Here is a 16,019-nt window from a genome sequence, read left to right on the forward strand (position 1 = left end):
GCCTATCGATAGATGATTCCCTATCTGCTTCTTGCTAGAATGTGCGGCAGTTCTTCTTCCGGAGATCCTTTTCATGCGACGTTCCGCACAGATTGCCGCCGTGTTGTTGATCTGCCTGGCTATTGCCGGCTACGTGTTTTTCAACGGCGAGCGGAAAGTTCCTATCCGCTATAGAACCGCTACTGTCGAGCGCGGATCCGTGGTGTCGCTCGTGACGGCCACCGGGACCATCAGCCCGGTCGTGTCCGTTCAAGTCGGTACCCAGGTGTCCGGCATGATTAAAAGTTTGCATGCGGACTTCAATTCAGTGGTGAAAGCCGGCGATGTGGTGGCCATCATTGATCCTGAGCCGTTCAGAGCACGACGGGACCAGGCGGCCAGTAACGTGGAAATGGCTCGGGCGAATCTGGCGCGGTCCAAGACAGATCAAGCGCAGCGCCGGCGCGAGCTGGAACGCACGAAATCACTGCTATCTCAGCAGTTTGTGTCGCAAAACGACGTCGACGTCGCCGTCACCAATGCGCAGGGGGCCGAAGCACAGGTCAATCTAGCGACCGCGCAGGCGAAACAGGCTGAGGCTGCTCTCAATGCCGCCGAGCTCGACTTGAAGTATACGACCATCCGATCGCCCGTCAACGGCATTGTCGTGGTGAGGAACGTTGAGGTTGGTCAAACCGTTGCCGCAAGCTTTGCCACGCCGAACCTTTTTCTGATCGCGTTGGACCTGACGAAAATGCAGGTGGATACCAATGTCAGCGAATCGGACATCGGTGGCATCGTCGAAGGCAAAGAAGCCGTGTTTACAGTGGATGCCTATCCGGGTATTCCGTTTTCGGGAACCATCCGACAGATCAGGTTGGCGCCGATCAATATTCAAAACGTCGTGACGTACAACGTTGTGGTAGGCGTGGATAACGACGATTTACGGCTGAAGCCTGGGATGACTGCCAACGTCTCCATCGTTGTGGCCCAAAAGGACGGCATTCTCAAGGTTTCCAATGCCGCGCTTCGGTTCGTTCCACCGAAAAGCGAGCACCCGGCTTCAGTCTCATCGGTCGGTGTTTCCACAGGGGCATCCGACCTCCCTCCCTCGGGAACGGTGCCACGCATGGTCTGGAGACAGAACGAAAATGGAGATCCGGTTCCCCTTGTAGTCTACGCGGGTATCTCGGACGGGGCCTTCACCGAGATCGCCTCACCAACTGTTGGTGAGGGCGAAACAGTCATTGTCGGGATCGAACCGATCCGTGGCGCCCGGAGTAGTACCGATTTGCCTCCAGGTTTCGGGACGAGCGGCCAGCGCCGGACTCGAGACCGCGGCATGTAACCTGGGACAGCGCGGCATTCGAATTGTGAAAGCCCGATCGCGATTGTCAGCGCACTGCCTGCGGGCGACTGTACCGCCCTCCGTTCACACTGGTTCGTGCTTCGACAGAGACTGCGACCCTGGCTCCCGAATGGCTCTACCCCGTGCATGCTGATTCAATGCGACGATATCTGGAAGGTGTATCGTCTCGGGGATGTCGAGGTCCAGGCATTACGCGGCATCAGTGTCGGTATTCAGCGAGGTGAGTTCGTCGCGATCATGGGGGCATCAGGCTCGGGCAAATCGACCCTGATGAACATCATCGGATGCTTGGACAAGCCGACCAAGGGTGCGTATCAATTCGATGGTGCAGACACTGCGCGGCTCCACTCCGACCAACTCGCCGATCTCCGCAACCGTCAGATCGGATTCGTCTTCCAAAATTTCACCCTGCTTCCGCGGACGAGCGCGCTGGAGAATGCACAATTACCGCTGTTGTATCGGGGGCTCACGCTGCATACCCAACGAGCGCGGGCCGCAGAAACCCTCCGCCGTGTCGGATTAGCCGGACGGGAGCGGCATTATCCGACGCAACTGTCTGGAGGGCAGCAACAGCGTGTTGCGATTGCCAGGGCACTTGTGACCGAGCCGGCGCTGCTCCTGGCGGATGAACCGACGGGAAATCTGGATACGCAGTCGAGTGCCGAAATCATGGACATCTTGGCGTCACTCAATCGGGATGGCATGACGGTCATCGTCGTCACGCACGATGCGGAGGTGGCAGCGCATGCATGTCGGGAGATCGTCTTAAAAGACGGGGCCATCCAGAGCGATCGGATGACAACGGACGGTTCGACAGCGGTCGAGGTGTGAATGCCGGCGTTCATCTGGCTCACAACAGTGACGGCCTTACGGATACTCGGTCGGAACCGCCTACGTGCGGGGCTGACCATGCTCGGCATCATTATCGGGGTTGCGGCGGTCATTGCCATGGTGGGGATCGGCGAAGGGGCCAAACGGGCGGTTCAGGCTCAGATCGCCTCGATCGGGACGAATGTCGTGATCGTGTTCCCTGGGGCCACCACGGTCAGCGGAGTACGGAGTGGGCAAGGTGGCGCGGTCACCCTCACCGTCGCCGACGCCCTGGATATCAAGAAACGGATCCCCCTGCTGGCGGACACAGGTTGGGCCAAGCGCGATGTCATGCAGATTGTCAATGGGAACAGAAACTGGAACGGGCCGGTGAGCGGCATTTCACCAAATTATCTGACGATCCGTGACTGGTCCTTCACGAGCGGGGGGGCCTTCACCCAGGCGGATCTGGATAGCGCTGCTCGCGTAGCGCTCATTGGACAAACGGTGGTTGAAAATCTCTTCGAACCGGGCGAGGAACCGGTCGGGGCGGTGATTCGGATCAGGAATGTCCCGTTTCGGGTTATTGGTGTACTGACGCCGAAGGGACAGTCGGCGCAAGGCTCCGATCAGGATGATGTGATCTTCATTCCGTTCACCACTGGAGAACGCAAGGTTTTCGGCACGTCCTTTCTCGGCTCGGTGGGAGCCATTGTCGGGTCGACCGATCGTCCTGAAGATCTGCCGGAAGCGGTCGATCAGATTCGAGAGGTGCTTCGGATGCGACACCGGCTGCAGTATGAGCAGAATGACGACTTCACCGTACGAACGCAGGTTGACATCGGGAAGGTACAAGAGGGGACCAGTCAGACATTGACGATCATGTTGTTCTCGATCGCCTCTGTGTCGCTGGTCGTCGGCGGGATCGGCATCATGAACATCTTACTCGTCTCCGTGACGGAACGGACGCGAGAGATAGGCGTTCGGATGGCGGTCGGTGCAAAACGCCGGCACATTCTCATGCAGTTCCTGATCGAAGCCATGACGTTGAGCCTGCTCGGGGGGATCGCGGGGATTGCGTTTGGGATTGTCGGCGCCAAACTCACGACCATCGTCGCCGGTTGGCCGACCATCATATCCGGAGACGTCATCGGCGTGGCATTCCTCTTTTCGCTTGCCGTGGGGCTGTTCTTTGGCCTGTACCCCGCCCGTAAGGCATCCCGGCTCAATCCAATCGATGCGTTGAGGTACGAATAGTTCTCAGAAGGCTCCAAGACCTTCTCGGATCAGGCGAGCAGCCGACGATTCTGATCAGGCCGCATGAGTGGCAGCCCCACGCAATTCCTCAGGGCTATTGAGGACGGAATCAATGGCGCGTTCGGGCGGATGGCCGTCCTGATGCGCCAGGTCGATGACAAATGGAGCCGGATAGTGGCCGCCCCCCGGTTCATGCGTTACGGTGACGACCGGTTGGTGGAGCTTTGCGGGATTTAAGCTGGTTACCACGGCCAGTTCTCTCGTGCTCAAGCGGACGGAACTATGGACCGGATAAATGCCGACCGCCTTGATGAAGCGCGAGAGGATCTCCTGATCGAGGGTGCCCTCGTGCGCCTCTCTGTACAGACGTTGGAGAGCCTGGTGTGGCGCCAGAGGCGTGGCGCCGCCGAATCCGGTGATAAGTTCATCGTAGCGATCCGCAATGACGAGGATGCGTGCCTGATCGGACGTAAACTCGCCGCGTGTTTCTGGAGGGTAGCCGCTTCCGTCCAGAAGCGCATGATGTTCTCCGATCAAGTGAAGCGTAGCGGCATTGAATCCTTGTTGCCGCTCAAGCAGCGTCACGGCCAGACGGGGATGGCTTTGGAAGTGCAGGAGGTCCCGCTGGCTCAGGGGTGCCGATGTCGTCGCGCTACGTTTGACGATCGTGTCGGGAACCTTGAGCAGACCGATGTCATGCAGGAGCGCAGCCGTTGCCAATTCGTGAAGGACCAGAGGATTGTAGCCGTATGTTTGTCCCAGGATCAGCGCCAAGGTGCATGTGGTCAACGCGTGTTGACTGAGCGAGGAATCCCCCGCGCGGTCCTGGCTTGACGCCATGAACATGGCCGCCACTGGCAGCGTACGCGTGGCAATGAGAATTTCCTGTACGGCTTCACCCGCCGTTTGGGCTTGAGGGCCATGACCTTGATTGATGGCGGAGAATACGGCTCGCACGGATCGCTCGAGCTGCATTCTGGCCAATATGGCGTGTTCACGTTCCTCTTTGAGTTGGTCAAGCGATTTGTAAGGGGTGGCCGAGGCAGCGAGTGCGGGATGCTGTCCCTGCCCTTGCCCAGGAGAAGCGTTCGAGAACGGAAGGTGGGCTGGCGGTAGCAGTCCGTAATCGGGATCGATTTCAACCGTCCGAACACCGGCTCCTCGTAATTTCTCGATTTGCGCGGCATCGTCGATTAACAACGAATGACGCAAGAATGGCGACCGAAACCAGGAAAGGTCCAATTTGCAGACGTACATCCCAACGCGAAGCTCGTCCAAAGAAATTCGTTGTCTGGCCATCATTCGTTAGGGATGGATCAGAAAATTCGGATGAACACGTTGTCGTAGGAACTCTATCGGCAGAAAACGGACGATCTGTAGTTCAGGTAAGCGAGGATACGTTGGACAGAGCGACTTCGATGCGCGGATTGATCTTATCGACATGTTTGTAGAGGTGGGTTTCCACGATGCGGTTATCGTTGAGGCCCAAGCCTTCGCAGAGAGCATCCTGCGCGATCTTCAGACCCCCGTCCACATCGCGCCGTAACGCGGAGGTGAAGTAAAACCGGACGGACAATGTCAGGAATCCGGATTGTAGACGATGGAGCAGCCCATCGCGGTCAGTGTCTTTGGTGAGGGCTAACCAGACGAGTTCACTGACCTGGGCTTTGTAGGAACGACCTGCCGCAGTGAGCAGCCTCCTACCGTTCACAGTTGCATATTGGTGATTGACACTGGGCGGAATGGGGAGGGTCAACGTGATCGTTGCGGGTGAAGAGATGGCGGGGAAGACATTAGGGCGGGGTATGGTCCGCCGCGCTGCCGCACGTGGCCGCCTGAACGGACGCGCCGACGGAATGGGAGCCATGCCGAAAGACGACGCCAGTTGAGGCGGTAACTGCGAAAAAGATAAGCGGATCGGTCTCCGATAGGCAGGCATGCGGACGGTCTAGAGCAGGTTCAGAATCTTGGACATGTTTTGATCGTATCGCTCTTCTGAACGGGCGATGTAGCGGCGCCACGAACTTGGGTTCCACATTTCCATGCGGTGGTAGAGACCAACGAGGATGATCTCTTGGTCTTCATCGAGCGGAACGAGTTTTCGGAGACGGCCCGGGATCAGAATTCTTCCCGTCTTGTCGATTTCCGATATGCCAGCTTCGGACACGACGAAATGCATGAAGAGGCGGCTTTGTTCTTCGTCCAATGTCGCCTTGGTTCGTTCCAGAACCTTGTCCCATTCTTTGGAGGAGTAAATGAGAATGGATTCTTCCGGCCCCTTGAGAAAGACCACCGCTCGTCCTTCGGACTCGATCTGCTCGCGAATCGGGGAGGGAGCGATAAACCGTCCCTTTTCATCGACTTTGCAGAGATACTCTCCCGCAAACATCTAGTGATCCTGTTTCATTGCGGAGACAGACGTGACCGCGTGCGGTGCCGTATCCATTGTTCCAGATCCGAACGCACGAATCGCCATTCTTTTCCAAGCTTGAACGCGGGAATTTGGCGACTCTGAAGATAGCGGTAGAGCGTGCGCTGGGTAATTTTCAGATATTGACAGGTCTCCTCCGCCGTCATCAGTTCGCTCTTGAGCGCTTTGGCCATTGACACGCCGTGATCGAGAGGAGTCCATGTCGGTTACGGGGCTCCGGATATGATGTGAGCGTAGGTAAAAACGGCCAGACTGTCAAGTGAAATTATATGACAATACATGTCATATCACGCCAGCGTCACCTCCATCCGTGAGATCGAGGTTCGGGTCCAGCCCTGCCTCATCCATGCCTGATGCAGCCTCATCTCCCATTTCATGCCCCATGTTCTTCATGAACCGCGATACGCTTTCTGGGTCGTTTTCGTCGAGTCCGGCGAGCGCATCCGGATCGGCAAATGATTCAAACCCGGCGGCTTCCGATCTCGGCGATGCAAACCGTGACAAAATTCGTTCCAGGCGCATTCCCTTACAATGACCGCAGAAAACCGGGCGCGGATTGGTCACGCTTAATTGAAGAATCGAGCTTCGCTGTCCACACGTAAGGCATCGATATTCATAGATTGGCATGATTCACCAAAACGGCATCAGCAGGGTAGGATGGCTTGGGAGTCATGTCTGCGGCCGTGATACGATCATATCAGCATCCCAGTGTAGAGAGGGGTCGTGAACTCGGTTTGGCAACGATTCGATCCGGAACAAGGCTTCCTGGGATGGTTCGCGCCAGCGTGAGAACTGTGACTGATAGGGCTCCAGCTTTCCGAAGGACTTCTGCACACTCGTTTACAGTGGTGCCGGTGGTGAAGACATCGTCGATCACAAGGATCCGACGCTCTTGCACGCCGGTGGTATCTCGAATCGCAAAGGCGTTGCGAAGATTCCGCAACCGATCATGACGCGACAATGTCGTTTGAGGCTCGGTCGCGGTTACACGCATAAGCGCATTCGGCAGAACAGGCTTTACAAGGTGTCGAGAGAGGTTGTCAGCCAACAGCAGCGACTGATTGAATTCTCTACCTCGAAGACGAGACGAGTGCAGAGGGACTGGCACAAGCACATCCGCGGGCAATTCTGATGGGAGTGCCGAGAGCATGAGTCTGGCCAGAGGTTCGGCAAGCGCGCTCTTCCCACGGTATTTGAACGAACAGATTGCATCCTGCAAGGGTGGAATGTAAGGGAATAATGTCCATGCCTTGTGATACGCCGGCGGGTGTGTGAGACAGGCCTGACACTGATGTGCTGGCGTATATGATGTAGCCGCGGGTGATACGAACGGCTGACTGCACCGCTCGCAGGCCGGACCCTTCAGTGGCGTAATCGTGGCCCAGCATGAACGGCAGAAGAATGGGACAGGGTCGCCATACAGACGCTCTCCACAGGCGGTGCAGTCTGATGGCAGAACAAAGCGTATCGTGCGGAGGCCCCACTCCTTCAATCGATTGATGACCAGTTCAGACGAGAGACGCGTTGTAATGGAAGACATGCAGTCGTTGCTCCAGCAATAGGTCTTCTATGAAAATTGTCCCTGCCTGTCAAGGTTGTTGCATCATAAATGGTTGTGTTATACGAAGAACATCGATCAAATCAGGAAGGCGAACTTGCGGATGGTCAGGCTCGACGGGGTATCAAAACTGTATCAGTTGGGCTCCCGCTCCGTGACGGGTCTCGATGCCGTCTCATTGCACGTGGCGAAAGGTGCGTTTTGCGCATTTGTCGGTCCCAGCGGCTGCGGCAAGAGCACGTTGCTAAACCTGGTTGCCGGGTTGGATCGTCCCTCTAGCGGCGAGATTCTCCTGGATGGCCGCTCCACGACCCGTTTCACATCCGATGACTGGACAACAGCCAGACGGGAGGTCATCGGCATCGTCTTCCAGGCGTTTCATCTGATAGCGGGCCTAACGGCCGAAGAGAACGTCGCGTTCCCACTCTTGTTGCAAGGGCAGAACAGTGCAGCCGTGATGAAACGGGTGAGCGAGGTACTCGAATTGGTTGGCATGACTCATCGGCGTCGTCATCGGCCAGGTGAACTCTCCGGAGGAGAACAGCAACGCGTGGCCATCGCAAGAGCGATCGTGCATAAGCCAAAAATCCTGTTGGCCGACGAGCCGACGGGCAATCTCGATTCGCAGCATGGGACCGAGATCATCGCCCTGCTGCGGACGCTGGCTCAGCGGTTTTCTCAAACCGTTCTGCTGGTCACGCACAGTTCGACGGCGGCAGAGGCAGCCGATTACACCTGGACGATGAAAGACGGCCGGCTTGTCGACCGTGTCATCCCGACGAGATTGGCGGTAGGTGTGTAATGGAATTGTCGGTTGACATTGCGGGTGTCAAGTTCCCGGGGCTTTTCATGAATGCCTCGGGAGCGCGGTGTGTGACACGCGAGGAGTTGCTGGCTCTCGGCGCTTCTCGATCCGGTGCGATTGTCACGAAGTCCATGACGGTCGATCGTCGGGAAGGCAATCCGTCGCCGCGATACTATGGATTTCCCGGCGGCTCGATCAATTCGATGGGGCTGCCGAACCTTGGCTACAAAGCCTATGCCGATCTCATCCCGGAATTGAAAAGGTTCGGGAAGCCGGTCGTTGCTAGCGTGGCGGGACTGTGTGAAGACGATTTCCCGACGATTGCGGAACTCATCAACGCGGCCAATCCGGACTTGATCGAGGTCAATCTTTCCTGTCCCAATATTCCGGGCAAGCCTCAAATCGGTTACGATCCCGACGCGTCCGAACGTCTCATGAAGCGGGTACGGAAAATCGTTACGGTCCCGATGGGGGTGAAGCTGCCGCCTTATTTCGATCCCGCCCACCACAAAATCATGGGTGATGTCATTGGCCGGTGCGGAGTGGATTTTCTCAATCTCATCAATTCGGTCGGGAACGGGCTGGTGGTCAATCCCGAGACGGAGACTGCGGTGATCAAGCCAAAGGGCGGTTTCGGGGGACTTGGAGGGAGCATCATCAAGCCGGTGGCGCTGGCCAATGTGCGCGCATTCTGGAGGCATTTCACTGGACGCATGCCAATCATCGGGACGGGTGGTGTGATGAGCGGCACGGATGCGTTTGAACATCTTCTGTGCGGGGCTTCGGCGGTGCAGGTCGGCACCGCGCTTGTCGAAGAAGGACTGGACGTATTTACTCGCCTGGAGTCAGAACTTGCGATATGCATGCGCCAGAAGGGATATCGAACTGTAGCGGATTGCCGAGGACGGCTCAAAGAACTGTAAGCTCGCGCGTCGTAGGATCGGACTGCGGCAATCAGCGCCGCCACAGGGGAATGTCCTATAGGCTCCGTTTCTCGACGCGTTCAATTAGGATGATCGGCGATTTCGGGAAACGTCGGGTGCCCCGAGTAGACGAGAAGACTTATTTCCCGAATGATTTGGCGAGCAGCCCGAGTTGGAGGGCTCGTCTCAGCAGTTGAGCTACGTTCCGAACATTCAAGCGGCGCATCAGATTAAACCGATGCACTTCGACGGTGCGCACGCTGATCTCCAGCATCGACGCGATTTCGCGATTGGTATGACCGACCGACACCAGTCGTAAAATGTCCCGCTGACGTGGTGTCAGAAGATCGAGTTCCACCGGTTCGGCTGAGGATTCAACCTTTCGACGTAGCGCACTCTTCATATCTCACCTTGCATCTCGTGAATGACTGAAGCGAGTCTAACAAAGGTGGGTAACCCTGTAAACGAAACGACTGATTCCTGCACGACGCCGCGTCTTGTCGGCTCCAGTGCCGACGGCGTGCGCTGTCGTAGCGGGAATGGTTATTCTTTTCCGTGAGAAAGAAGGGTTGCAGGAGGTGAGACTGCTCTCGCCGCATCTTCAGGTGCTCATCCGGGCGCATGTTCGGGAACGACCGGTGCGTGTTCTGCTGAGCGTGGTTGGTGTGGCTCTGGGCGTTCTCGCTTCCACGGCCATTGGTACGGCGAATGTCGAAGTCCTTCGCTCGTTCGAACGATCCGTGGCAGCGGTGGCCGGTCCTGCCGCATTGGAAATTGTCGGCCACGACCTGGGGATAGATGAAAAAGAGATTACGCGCATTCGCCGCAGCGGGGGAGTGGTCGCGGCTTCTCCACTGGTTGAAGAGAGCGTTGTTGTCCTGTCGGGTGATCATCGCGGCGAGGTCCTTCAAGTGTTCGGCCTTGACCTCTTGAGCGAGGCTGGTGGCGGACGACTGCAGGTCGATGAGGACAGCCGAGAGCAGGTGATCGACGATCTGATGGCCCCGGACACGGTCTATGTCGGCCGCTCGCTCGCTCATGCCTGGAATCTGCAGGTCGGGAGCATCCTGGAAGCCGGAGCGGGAACACAGAACCTCCGTCTTCGCGTCGCGGGTTTAATTCACGGGAAAGAAGGCAGGGAGTCGCTGTGGGACCGGGTGGCGGTGATGGATATTGCCGTTGCGCAGTTGGCATTCGACTCGATCGGCCGGATCGACCGCATCGATCTTGTCGTCGAGCCCGACCATCCAATCGACGATGTGGCGGCGACGATTCGTTCTACGTTGCCTCCGCATCTCATTGTTCAGCGGCCGTCACAGCGGACTGCGCAAGTCGAGAACATGATCCGTTCGTTTCAGCTCAATCTGACCGTCTTGAGCTGGGTCGGGCTCCTCGTCGGTACGTTCCTGATCTACAATACGATGGCGTTCGCTGTCACCCAACGGCGGAAAGAGATCGGGATCTATCGCGCGCTCGGCATGACGCAGCGGCGTGTGTCCATGCTGTTTATCATTGAGGGAGGATTACTTGGCCTCCTCGGAGGCATGCTTGGAGGCATCGGGGGCGTCTGGTTGTCTCAAACGTTGATCTCGCTCGTCAGTCGCACCATTACCGATCTGTATGTTCCGCTGGAGTCGGTGACGACGACGCAATGGCTGGACGTTCGCAGCCTGTTGACTGTGATCAATGGCATGGGCTTCGGCGCGGTGGTGGCCATGCTGGGCGCATTGGCTCCCAGCATTGAGGCCGGACGAACCGTGGCGGCCAGGGCGCTGGCGCCGGGAGATTATGAACAGACACAGCAACTGCGAAGCCGTATGTTCGTGGCGGTCGGTCTTATCCTCTTCGTGCTTTCCGGTTTGTGCTCGTTCATGGGGCCGGTGGGTGGACTGCCGCTGTTTGGGTATCTCGCTACACTGTGTCTCCTCGCAGCGTTCGCGTCATTCTCGCCCCTTTGCATCCAGGCCTTGGGACGTCGGACAGCCCTACGTGATGGCGCTTCGACGAATGGGGATGTGAAACTTAGGGTTATTGCAACTGAGCATGCGGCGCGTCACCCGGGCCGCAACGCGGTGACGGTTTCCGCTCTGATGGTCGGTCTTGCCATTATGATTGGCGTCGTGGTGATGGTGCGGAGCTTTCGTGAAACCGTCGAAGTATGGGTGAACGAGACCGTCATGGCTGATTTGATTGTCGCGCCGCCGTCCTGGTTGCAGGGCAAACAGATCGGCCACGCGTCGCGGGCTCTTCCCATTTCATGGCTGCCGGTGTTGTCAGGACTGGAAGGCGTCGACGCCGTCGATACGTATCGCGACGTGCAGGTCATGGCACAGGGACAGTCCGCGATGCTGGTGTCCAGAGACCTTCGGCTTCATGCGCGTCGGAGTCGCTATTTGCTTCTTCAAGGCGATTCGAGCGCCGCGCTGAACCGCGCGGCCGAAACCGGCGGGGTGCTGGTTTCGGAAGTGTTGGCCAACCGGTTGAGGCTCAAGACGGGCGAGAATATTACGATCACGACTCCTCGTGGACCGAAGATCGTGCCGATAGAAGGCGTCTTCTACGACTATGCGACGGATGGCGGGAAAATGGTCATGGATAGGAGCTTGTACCGGCAGCTCTGGGAAGACGACCTTGTCACGGTATTTGCGGTGTATCTGGCGTCTGATGCAGCCGGCGAATCCGTTCGACGCACCATCGTGCGTACGTTTGCGGACATGAAAGGAGCGGTCGCGCCCCCAATCGTCATCAAAAACAAGGAGCTGCGACAAGAGATTCTGGAGATTTTCGATCGAACCTTCTTGCTTACGTACGTGCTGGAGTTGATCGCCGTGCTGGTCGCGGTCCTGGGAATTGTCAACACGCTGGTGACATCGGTTCTCGAGCGGCGGCGTGAGCTTGCGACGCTGCAGGCGATCGGCGCCAGTACGAAACAGGTGGAGCGTCTGGTTCTCTGGGAGGCCGTCTATCTCGGTTTGATCGGAGCTGGGCTTGGGGTAGGAGGTGGCCTAGCCATGGCCTGGATCCTGATCGCGGTCATTAATAAACAGTCCTTCGGCTGGACGATCCACATGACCGTTCCGGTGGGACTGCTTGTGCAAGCGGTTACGTTGGCGGTATCCGCGGCCTGGATTGCCGGTTATTTTCCCGCACGGTGGGCGGCGAGGCAGTCGCTGGTCGACGGCTTACGAGACGAATAACTGGAGTGTGAGTCTCAGCTATGAAGGTGGTATCTCCGCAGCTTCAAACAGATCCGATGACGGAAGGTTTATAAATGACCTGAGGCGGCGCCTGCTTCAGCACGCGACGGGTTGTCGATAATCGACTTCGATGCTGAACCCCAGATCCTCGATCATGCCCCAGACTTCCGGTGCAGGAGTGCCGGGAGTCGTCAGATACCCGTTCACGAAGACGGAGTCGGCCGGATAGAGAGCGAGCGGCTGCAGGGACCGTAAATTATGTTCCCGACCGCCGGCAATTCGGATTTCGGTCTTGGGGTGGAGGAAGCGGAAGAGACACAAAATCTTCAAACAACGCTGTGGAGTCAGTTGGTGGGAATGTTCCAACGGGGTCCCTGCCACAGGGTGCAGCGTATTCAATGGAATCGAGTCCGGTTTGACATCCCGGAGGGCGATGGCCAAGTCGATGATGTCTTCGTTCGTTTCACCCATGCCGACGATGCCGCCGGAGCAAATCTCCAAACCGGCCGCGCGAGCGTTTCTGATCGTCGCGAGACGATCCTGAAACGTATGGGTCGTGCAGATTGATGCGTGATACGCTTCGCTCGTATTGAGATTGTGATTGATGCGGTCCACGCCGGCCGCCTTCAGCCGCCGCGCCTGCTGTTCGTTCATCAGGCCAAGCGAACAGCAAATTTGAATCGGCGTTTCCTGCTTGATCGAGCGGACGGCTCCAGCGATTTCGTCAATCTCACGGTCCAACGGACTTCTGCCGCTGATCACGATGCAATAGCGTTGTGCTTTGGAGGCGGCGGCCCGGCGGGCGCCTTCGATCATCTGCGTCTGTGGCAAGAGGTTGTATCGTTCGATTGGCGCGGTCGAGATCGACGATTGTGAACAGTAATGACAATCCTCCTGACAGGCTCCGCTCTTGGCATTTTGCAGCATTTGCAGGCGGACCGTCTTGCCGAAATAGCGCGACCGCACGATAAATGCGGCCTGCAACAGCTGAAGCAAGTCCTCGTCCGGAGCATTGAGAACGGCGAAACATTCCTGGTGAGTCAACAGTTGGTCGTTGAGAGCTTTGGACGAGAGTGCAGAGTAATCCGCCATGGCTTATACCTTTCGGGCAACTGTGAACGGTCTGAATGCGTTTTGGAAAATCACTGGAATATCAGAGGAACGGACGGTCGGCGTGAAACCAACCGTCGGGACCCTACACGGTTTCAAATGGAGAAGCAATGCCTTGGTATGGAACCGAACGCACGGGAAGAGGACCGCTTTCCTGCTCCGATACTGATTGGACCGAGTCGAGTTTGGGAAGTGCCACGAGCGTGTTCCAGCTGCCGCAGCGGCGGCAGCGTCCGGCCCATTCAGCGGTGTCCTGCTGGCAGGCGGTGCACACGTAAGGGACGACGACCCGCTTTTTGAACTGCAACGCTCGCTTGAGCTCGATAACCGCCTGTTCCATGTGTTGCTTGCGGAGAAAAAGGTTTGCCATGATCTTATGGTAATCCACGAGCTGGTCCTGAGGACCTTCGATCGTAGAGAGGATGTCGAACGCTTCGTCCACCATTTCGAGGCGGTAATAAAGCTTCCCGAGATAGAACCGAAGCATGGGATTGTCTGGGTCCTGCTCCAGCGCCTCCTGATAGGTGCGAATGATTTCGCTGGGTTCTCCTTGCTCCAGGAATAATTCTTCGAGCCGGTGAAGCAGAATGACGTTTCTCGTTCTGGCATAGACTTTCTTTAGAATTTCCACGGCTTCTTTGGTCTTGCCTTCACGGATGAGAATCTCACCCAAACCGATGTATGCCGGCAGGAAGGTGCGGTCTTTCTTGATCGCTCCTCGGAAGTATCGCCGGGCCTTGTCTGGATGCCCGCGCTCCAGCAATTGGCGCCCGACCTCATACATGCATCCGGTTAGGAGATGCGCCTCAATACGGCGTTCCGACTCAGGAAGATTCACCTTGAGTAGCCTGTGCTGGATCTCAAGCGCTTCGCTCCACTTTTCAAGACGGATGGAGAGGTCTCGCTTGCGAATGAGGGCGGTGAGATTATCCGGTTCGATTTTGAGAATTTTCTGTAAGGCCTGCAGTGAATCCTCATACCGCTTGGCGGATTCCAGGTCCTTGGCCAGCTCAAGAAGAATTTCAATGCTCCGGTCATCGATCCGGTTGGCATGCTGGTGAAGCCGGATCGCTTCGGAAAAATTGCTTTCCGACCGGTAGATATTCCCCAGCCATAGCAGCGAGTCGACGCGGTTCGGGTCGATGGCCAAAGCTTTTTCGAATAGACTGACGGCCTCGCCGATCCGTTTGGACATGAAGGCATGTGTTCCTTCGCGATGAAGGGCGTCAACCTTTTCCTTGCGCCGTTGAAGTCTGGTACTCCGCCAGTTGCCGATCACGTGGACGGTTTGCCGGAATCCGACCGCGAGCGCGACGAATACCGCGCCAACCGCCATCGAAAAGACCACTAATGTAACCGAGCTGAGTTCGAAATGAGTCGACGGCCCGGCATGGACCGTAATGGTACCGGGGTTCAATTCCCGGAAGTAGCTGTAGATGAAGATCCCGGTACTAATCAGGAAAATCGTGGAGAGAAGTCTGAGCATGAGTTTATGCTCGCCTGGTCGCCCGTTCTCGCTTCAGCCGGGACGGCTTGGGTGGCTCCGCCGTTCCATTGACCGCCTCGGCAGGAACTGGAATGCTCTTGGCATCGGCCCAAAGACGTTCAAGTCCGTAGTGATGGCGCGCATCGTGCCGGAATATGTGGACGACGACGTCGCCGAAGTCCATCAGGACCCACTGCGAAGAGGCCTTTCCCTCGATACTGAGCGGGCCGGACCCGGATTGGGATAAGACGCCGTCAACATGATCGGCAATGGCTCTGGTTTGTCGATCTGATTCAGCAGAGCCAAGAACAAGAAAATCGGCAACCGAGGTCAGTTTCGCGACATGAAGCACCAGGACATCTGTCGCTTTCTTGTCGAGCATCGCTCTGGCGATGGCAAGGGCAGTAGCCTTGGATGTTTGTGCGATCGGGGTCCCCTTAGTATAAATGATGTTGAATTATATAGGACTCCACCTCGCTGGGCAATAGATTAGCCAGGGAATGCCCTTGACGAATTCTCGCTCGAACCTCCGATGCAGAGATATCGCACGATGCTAATCGAAGGCATATGACTCGTTGACGGCCACACGCAATGTCTACACGCGCAGTCCGTCCGGCATCGAGGTCCAGGAGAGCTTGTCGTGGAATAGCCGGCAGAAGCGGAAGTGCATGTAATGATTGAAAGGAGGTTCCCGGCCTGAATATGACCACGAATGAGCAGAGACGCAGCAGTGCCTCAGGTTCTCGCCAACTCGGGAGGTCAAGGAACGCGTCGAGCCCGATTAGAAATAAGAGATCGGTCTGGTGCCCGTAGGACTGCCGGAGTGATCTCACCGTGTCGATCGAATAGGATTTGCCGGTCCGACGTATTTCGATGTCCGACAATTCAAACGTCGGTTCAGACTCAATGGCCAGCCGTACCATTTCGGATCGGTCCCTGGATGTGGCCAAGGCGATTTCCGTCTTGTGAGGCGGGTCCCCGGTGGGGATGAAGAGGATGCGGTCGAGCTCGAGCACTTCGCGCGTTTGGCGCGCAATCGAAAGGTGCCCATTGTGGACCGGATTGAAGGTGCCGCCGAAAAGACCGAGACGCAT

At 57.1% G+C, this 16,019-nt stretch carries 18 protein-coding genes and 1 pseudogene; 7 read left to right on the forward strand and 12 right to left on the reverse strand.

What is annotated here, in order from left to right; genetic code table 11:
- Positions 1–73: 73 nt before the first annotated feature.
- The 3 genes from W02_RS16475 (at position 74) to W02_RS16485 (ending at position 3,415) form a co-directional block, all read left to right on the forward strand.
- Complete coding sequence (locus tag W02_RS16475; protein WP_173049637.1) at positions 74–1,327, forward strand: efflux RND transporter periplasmic adaptor subunit; 1,254 nt, start codon at positions 74–76, stop codon at positions 1,325–1,327.
- A 147-nt stretch (positions 1,328–1,474) separates the two neighbouring features.
- Entirely contained in the window at positions 1,475–2,179 is a 705-nt protein-coding gene (locus tag W02_RS16480) for an ABC transporter ATP-binding protein (RefSeq protein WP_232068572.1), read from the forward strand.
- The gene (locus W02_RS16485; protein WP_173049639.1) at positions 2,180–3,415 is read left to right on the forward strand and encodes an ABC transporter permease; all 1,236 of its coding nucleotides are present in this window, start codon (positions 2,180–2,182) and stop codon (positions 3,413–3,415) included.
- A gap of 54 nt (positions 3,416–3,469) precedes the next feature.
- On the opposite strand, the gene W02_RS16490 is transcribed toward W02_RS16485, so the two are convergent.
- Together W02_RS16490 and W02_RS16495 are read right to left on the reverse strand one after the other, a co-directional pair.
- The gene (locus tag W02_RS16490) at positions 3,470–4,693 is read right to left on the reverse strand and encodes an HD-GYP domain-containing protein (protein WP_173049641.1); all 1,224 of its coding nucleotides are present in this window, start codon (positions 4,691–4,693) and stop codon (positions 3,470–3,472) included.
- A 103-nt stretch (positions 4,694–4,796) separates the two neighbouring features.
- On the reverse strand, positions 4,797–5,171 hold the full coding sequence (locus W02_RS16495) for a RusA family crossover junction endodeoxyribonuclease (protein WP_255458524.1): 375 nt from the start codon (positions 5,169–5,171) through the stop codon (positions 4,797–4,799).
- A 1-nt stretch (position 5,172) separates the two neighbouring features.
- Here W02_RS16495 and W02_RS21825 point away from each other — a divergent pair, with 1 nt between their 5' ends.
- Complete coding sequence (locus tag W02_RS21825) at positions 5,173–5,304, forward strand: hypothetical protein (protein ID WP_255458525.1); 132 nt, start codon at positions 5,173–5,175, stop codon at positions 5,302–5,304.
- A 59-nt stretch (positions 5,305–5,363) separates the two neighbouring features.
- Here W02_RS21825 and W02_RS16500 read toward each other — a convergent pair whose 3' ends face one another.
- The 5 genes and pseudogenes from W02_RS16500 to W02_RS22225 form a co-directional block, all read right to left on the reverse strand.
- Positions 5,364–5,804, reverse strand: coding sequence for a division/cell wall cluster transcriptional repressor MraZ (locus W02_RS16500; RefSeq protein ID WP_173049643.1), 441 nt, complete (start codon positions 5,802–5,804; stop codon positions 5,364–5,366).
- 14 nt (positions 5,805–5,818) lie between these two features.
- Positions 5,819–6,019: a helix-turn-helix domain-containing protein gene (locus W02_RS16505; protein WP_173049645.1), complete on the reverse strand. Its 201-nt coding sequence runs from the start codon at positions 6,017–6,019 to the stop codon at positions 5,819–5,821.
- Positions 6,020–6,128: 109 nt separating this feature from the next.
- Complete coding sequence (locus W02_RS21830; protein ID WP_173049647.1) at positions 6,129–6,473, reverse strand: FmdB family zinc ribbon protein; 345 nt, start codon at positions 6,471–6,473, stop codon at positions 6,129–6,131.
- 70 nt (positions 6,474–6,543) lie between these two features.
- Entirely contained in the window at positions 6,544–6,954 is a 411-nt protein-coding gene (locus W02_RS16515) for a ComF family protein (protein ID WP_173049649.1), read from the reverse strand.
- A gap of 177 nt (positions 6,955–7,131) precedes the next feature.
- A pseudogene (locus W02_RS22225) lies at positions 7,132–7,386 on the reverse strand (double zinc ribbon domain-containing protein); the annotation flags it as partial.
- A 121-nt stretch (positions 7,387–7,507) separates the two neighbouring features.
- Here W02_RS22225 and W02_RS16520 point away from each other — a divergent pair.
- Positions 7,508–8,206, forward strand: a complete 699-nt coding sequence (locus tag W02_RS16520) for an ABC transporter ATP-binding protein (RefSeq protein WP_232068739.1) — start codon at positions 7,508–7,510, stop codon at positions 8,204–8,206.
- The gene (locus W02_RS16525; RefSeq protein ID WP_173049653.1) at positions 8,206–9,132 is read left to right on the forward strand and encodes a dihydroorotate oxidase; all 927 of its coding nucleotides are present in this window, start codon (positions 8,206–8,208) and stop codon (positions 9,130–9,132) included. Before W02_RS16520 ends, W02_RS16525 begins: the two co-directional genes overlap by 1 nt.
- 139 nt (positions 9,133–9,271) lie before the next feature.
- Here W02_RS16525 and W02_RS16530 read toward each other — a convergent pair whose 3' ends face one another.
- The gene (locus W02_RS16530; protein ID WP_173049655.1) at positions 9,272–9,535 is read right to left on the reverse strand and encodes a LuxR C-terminal-related transcriptional regulator; all 264 of its coding nucleotides are present in this window, start codon (positions 9,533–9,535) and stop codon (positions 9,272–9,274) included.
- Positions 9,536–9,671: 136 nt separating this feature from the next.
- On the opposite strand from W02_RS16530, the gene W02_RS16535 reads away from it, so the two are divergent.
- Positions 9,672–12,329 carry an FtsX-like permease family protein gene (locus W02_RS16535; protein WP_173049657.1) on the forward strand — a complete coding sequence of 886 codons (2,658 nt, stop codon included), beginning with the start codon at positions 9,672–9,674 and terminating at the stop codon, positions 12,327–12,329.
- A 96-nt stretch (positions 12,330–12,425) separates the two neighbouring features.
- Here the strand turns inward: W02_RS16535 and bioB are convergent, their stop codons facing one another.
- From bioB to nadD, 4 genes are all read right to left on the reverse strand, one after another.
- Positions 12,426–13,421, reverse strand: coding sequence for a biotin synthase BioB (gene bioB / locus W02_RS16540; protein ID WP_173049659.1), 996 nt, complete (start codon positions 13,419–13,421; stop codon positions 12,426–12,428).
- A 103-nt stretch (positions 13,422–13,524) separates the two neighbouring features.
- Positions 13,525–14,925, reverse strand: coding sequence for a lipopolysaccharide assembly protein LapB (locus W02_RS16545; protein ID WP_173049661.1), 1,401 nt, complete (start codon positions 14,923–14,925; stop codon positions 13,525–13,527).
- A 4-nt stretch (positions 14,926–14,929) separates the two neighbouring features.
- Complete coding sequence (rsfS, locus tag W02_RS16550) at positions 14,930–15,376, reverse strand: ribosome silencing factor (protein WP_370467989.1); 447 nt, start codon at positions 15,374–15,376, stop codon at positions 14,930–14,932.
- Positions 15,363–16,019: a nicotinate-nucleotide adenylyltransferase gene (nadD, locus tag W02_RS16555; protein ID WP_173049665.1), complete on the reverse strand. Its 657-nt coding sequence runs from the start codon at positions 16,017–16,019 to the stop codon at positions 15,363–15,365. Before nadD ends, rsfS begins: the two co-directional genes overlap by 14 nt.

It is taken from the genome of Nitrospira sp. KM1, assembly GCF_011405515.1.
GTDB lineage: Bacteria > Nitrospirota > Nitrospiria > Nitrospirales > Nitrospiraceae > Nitrospira_C.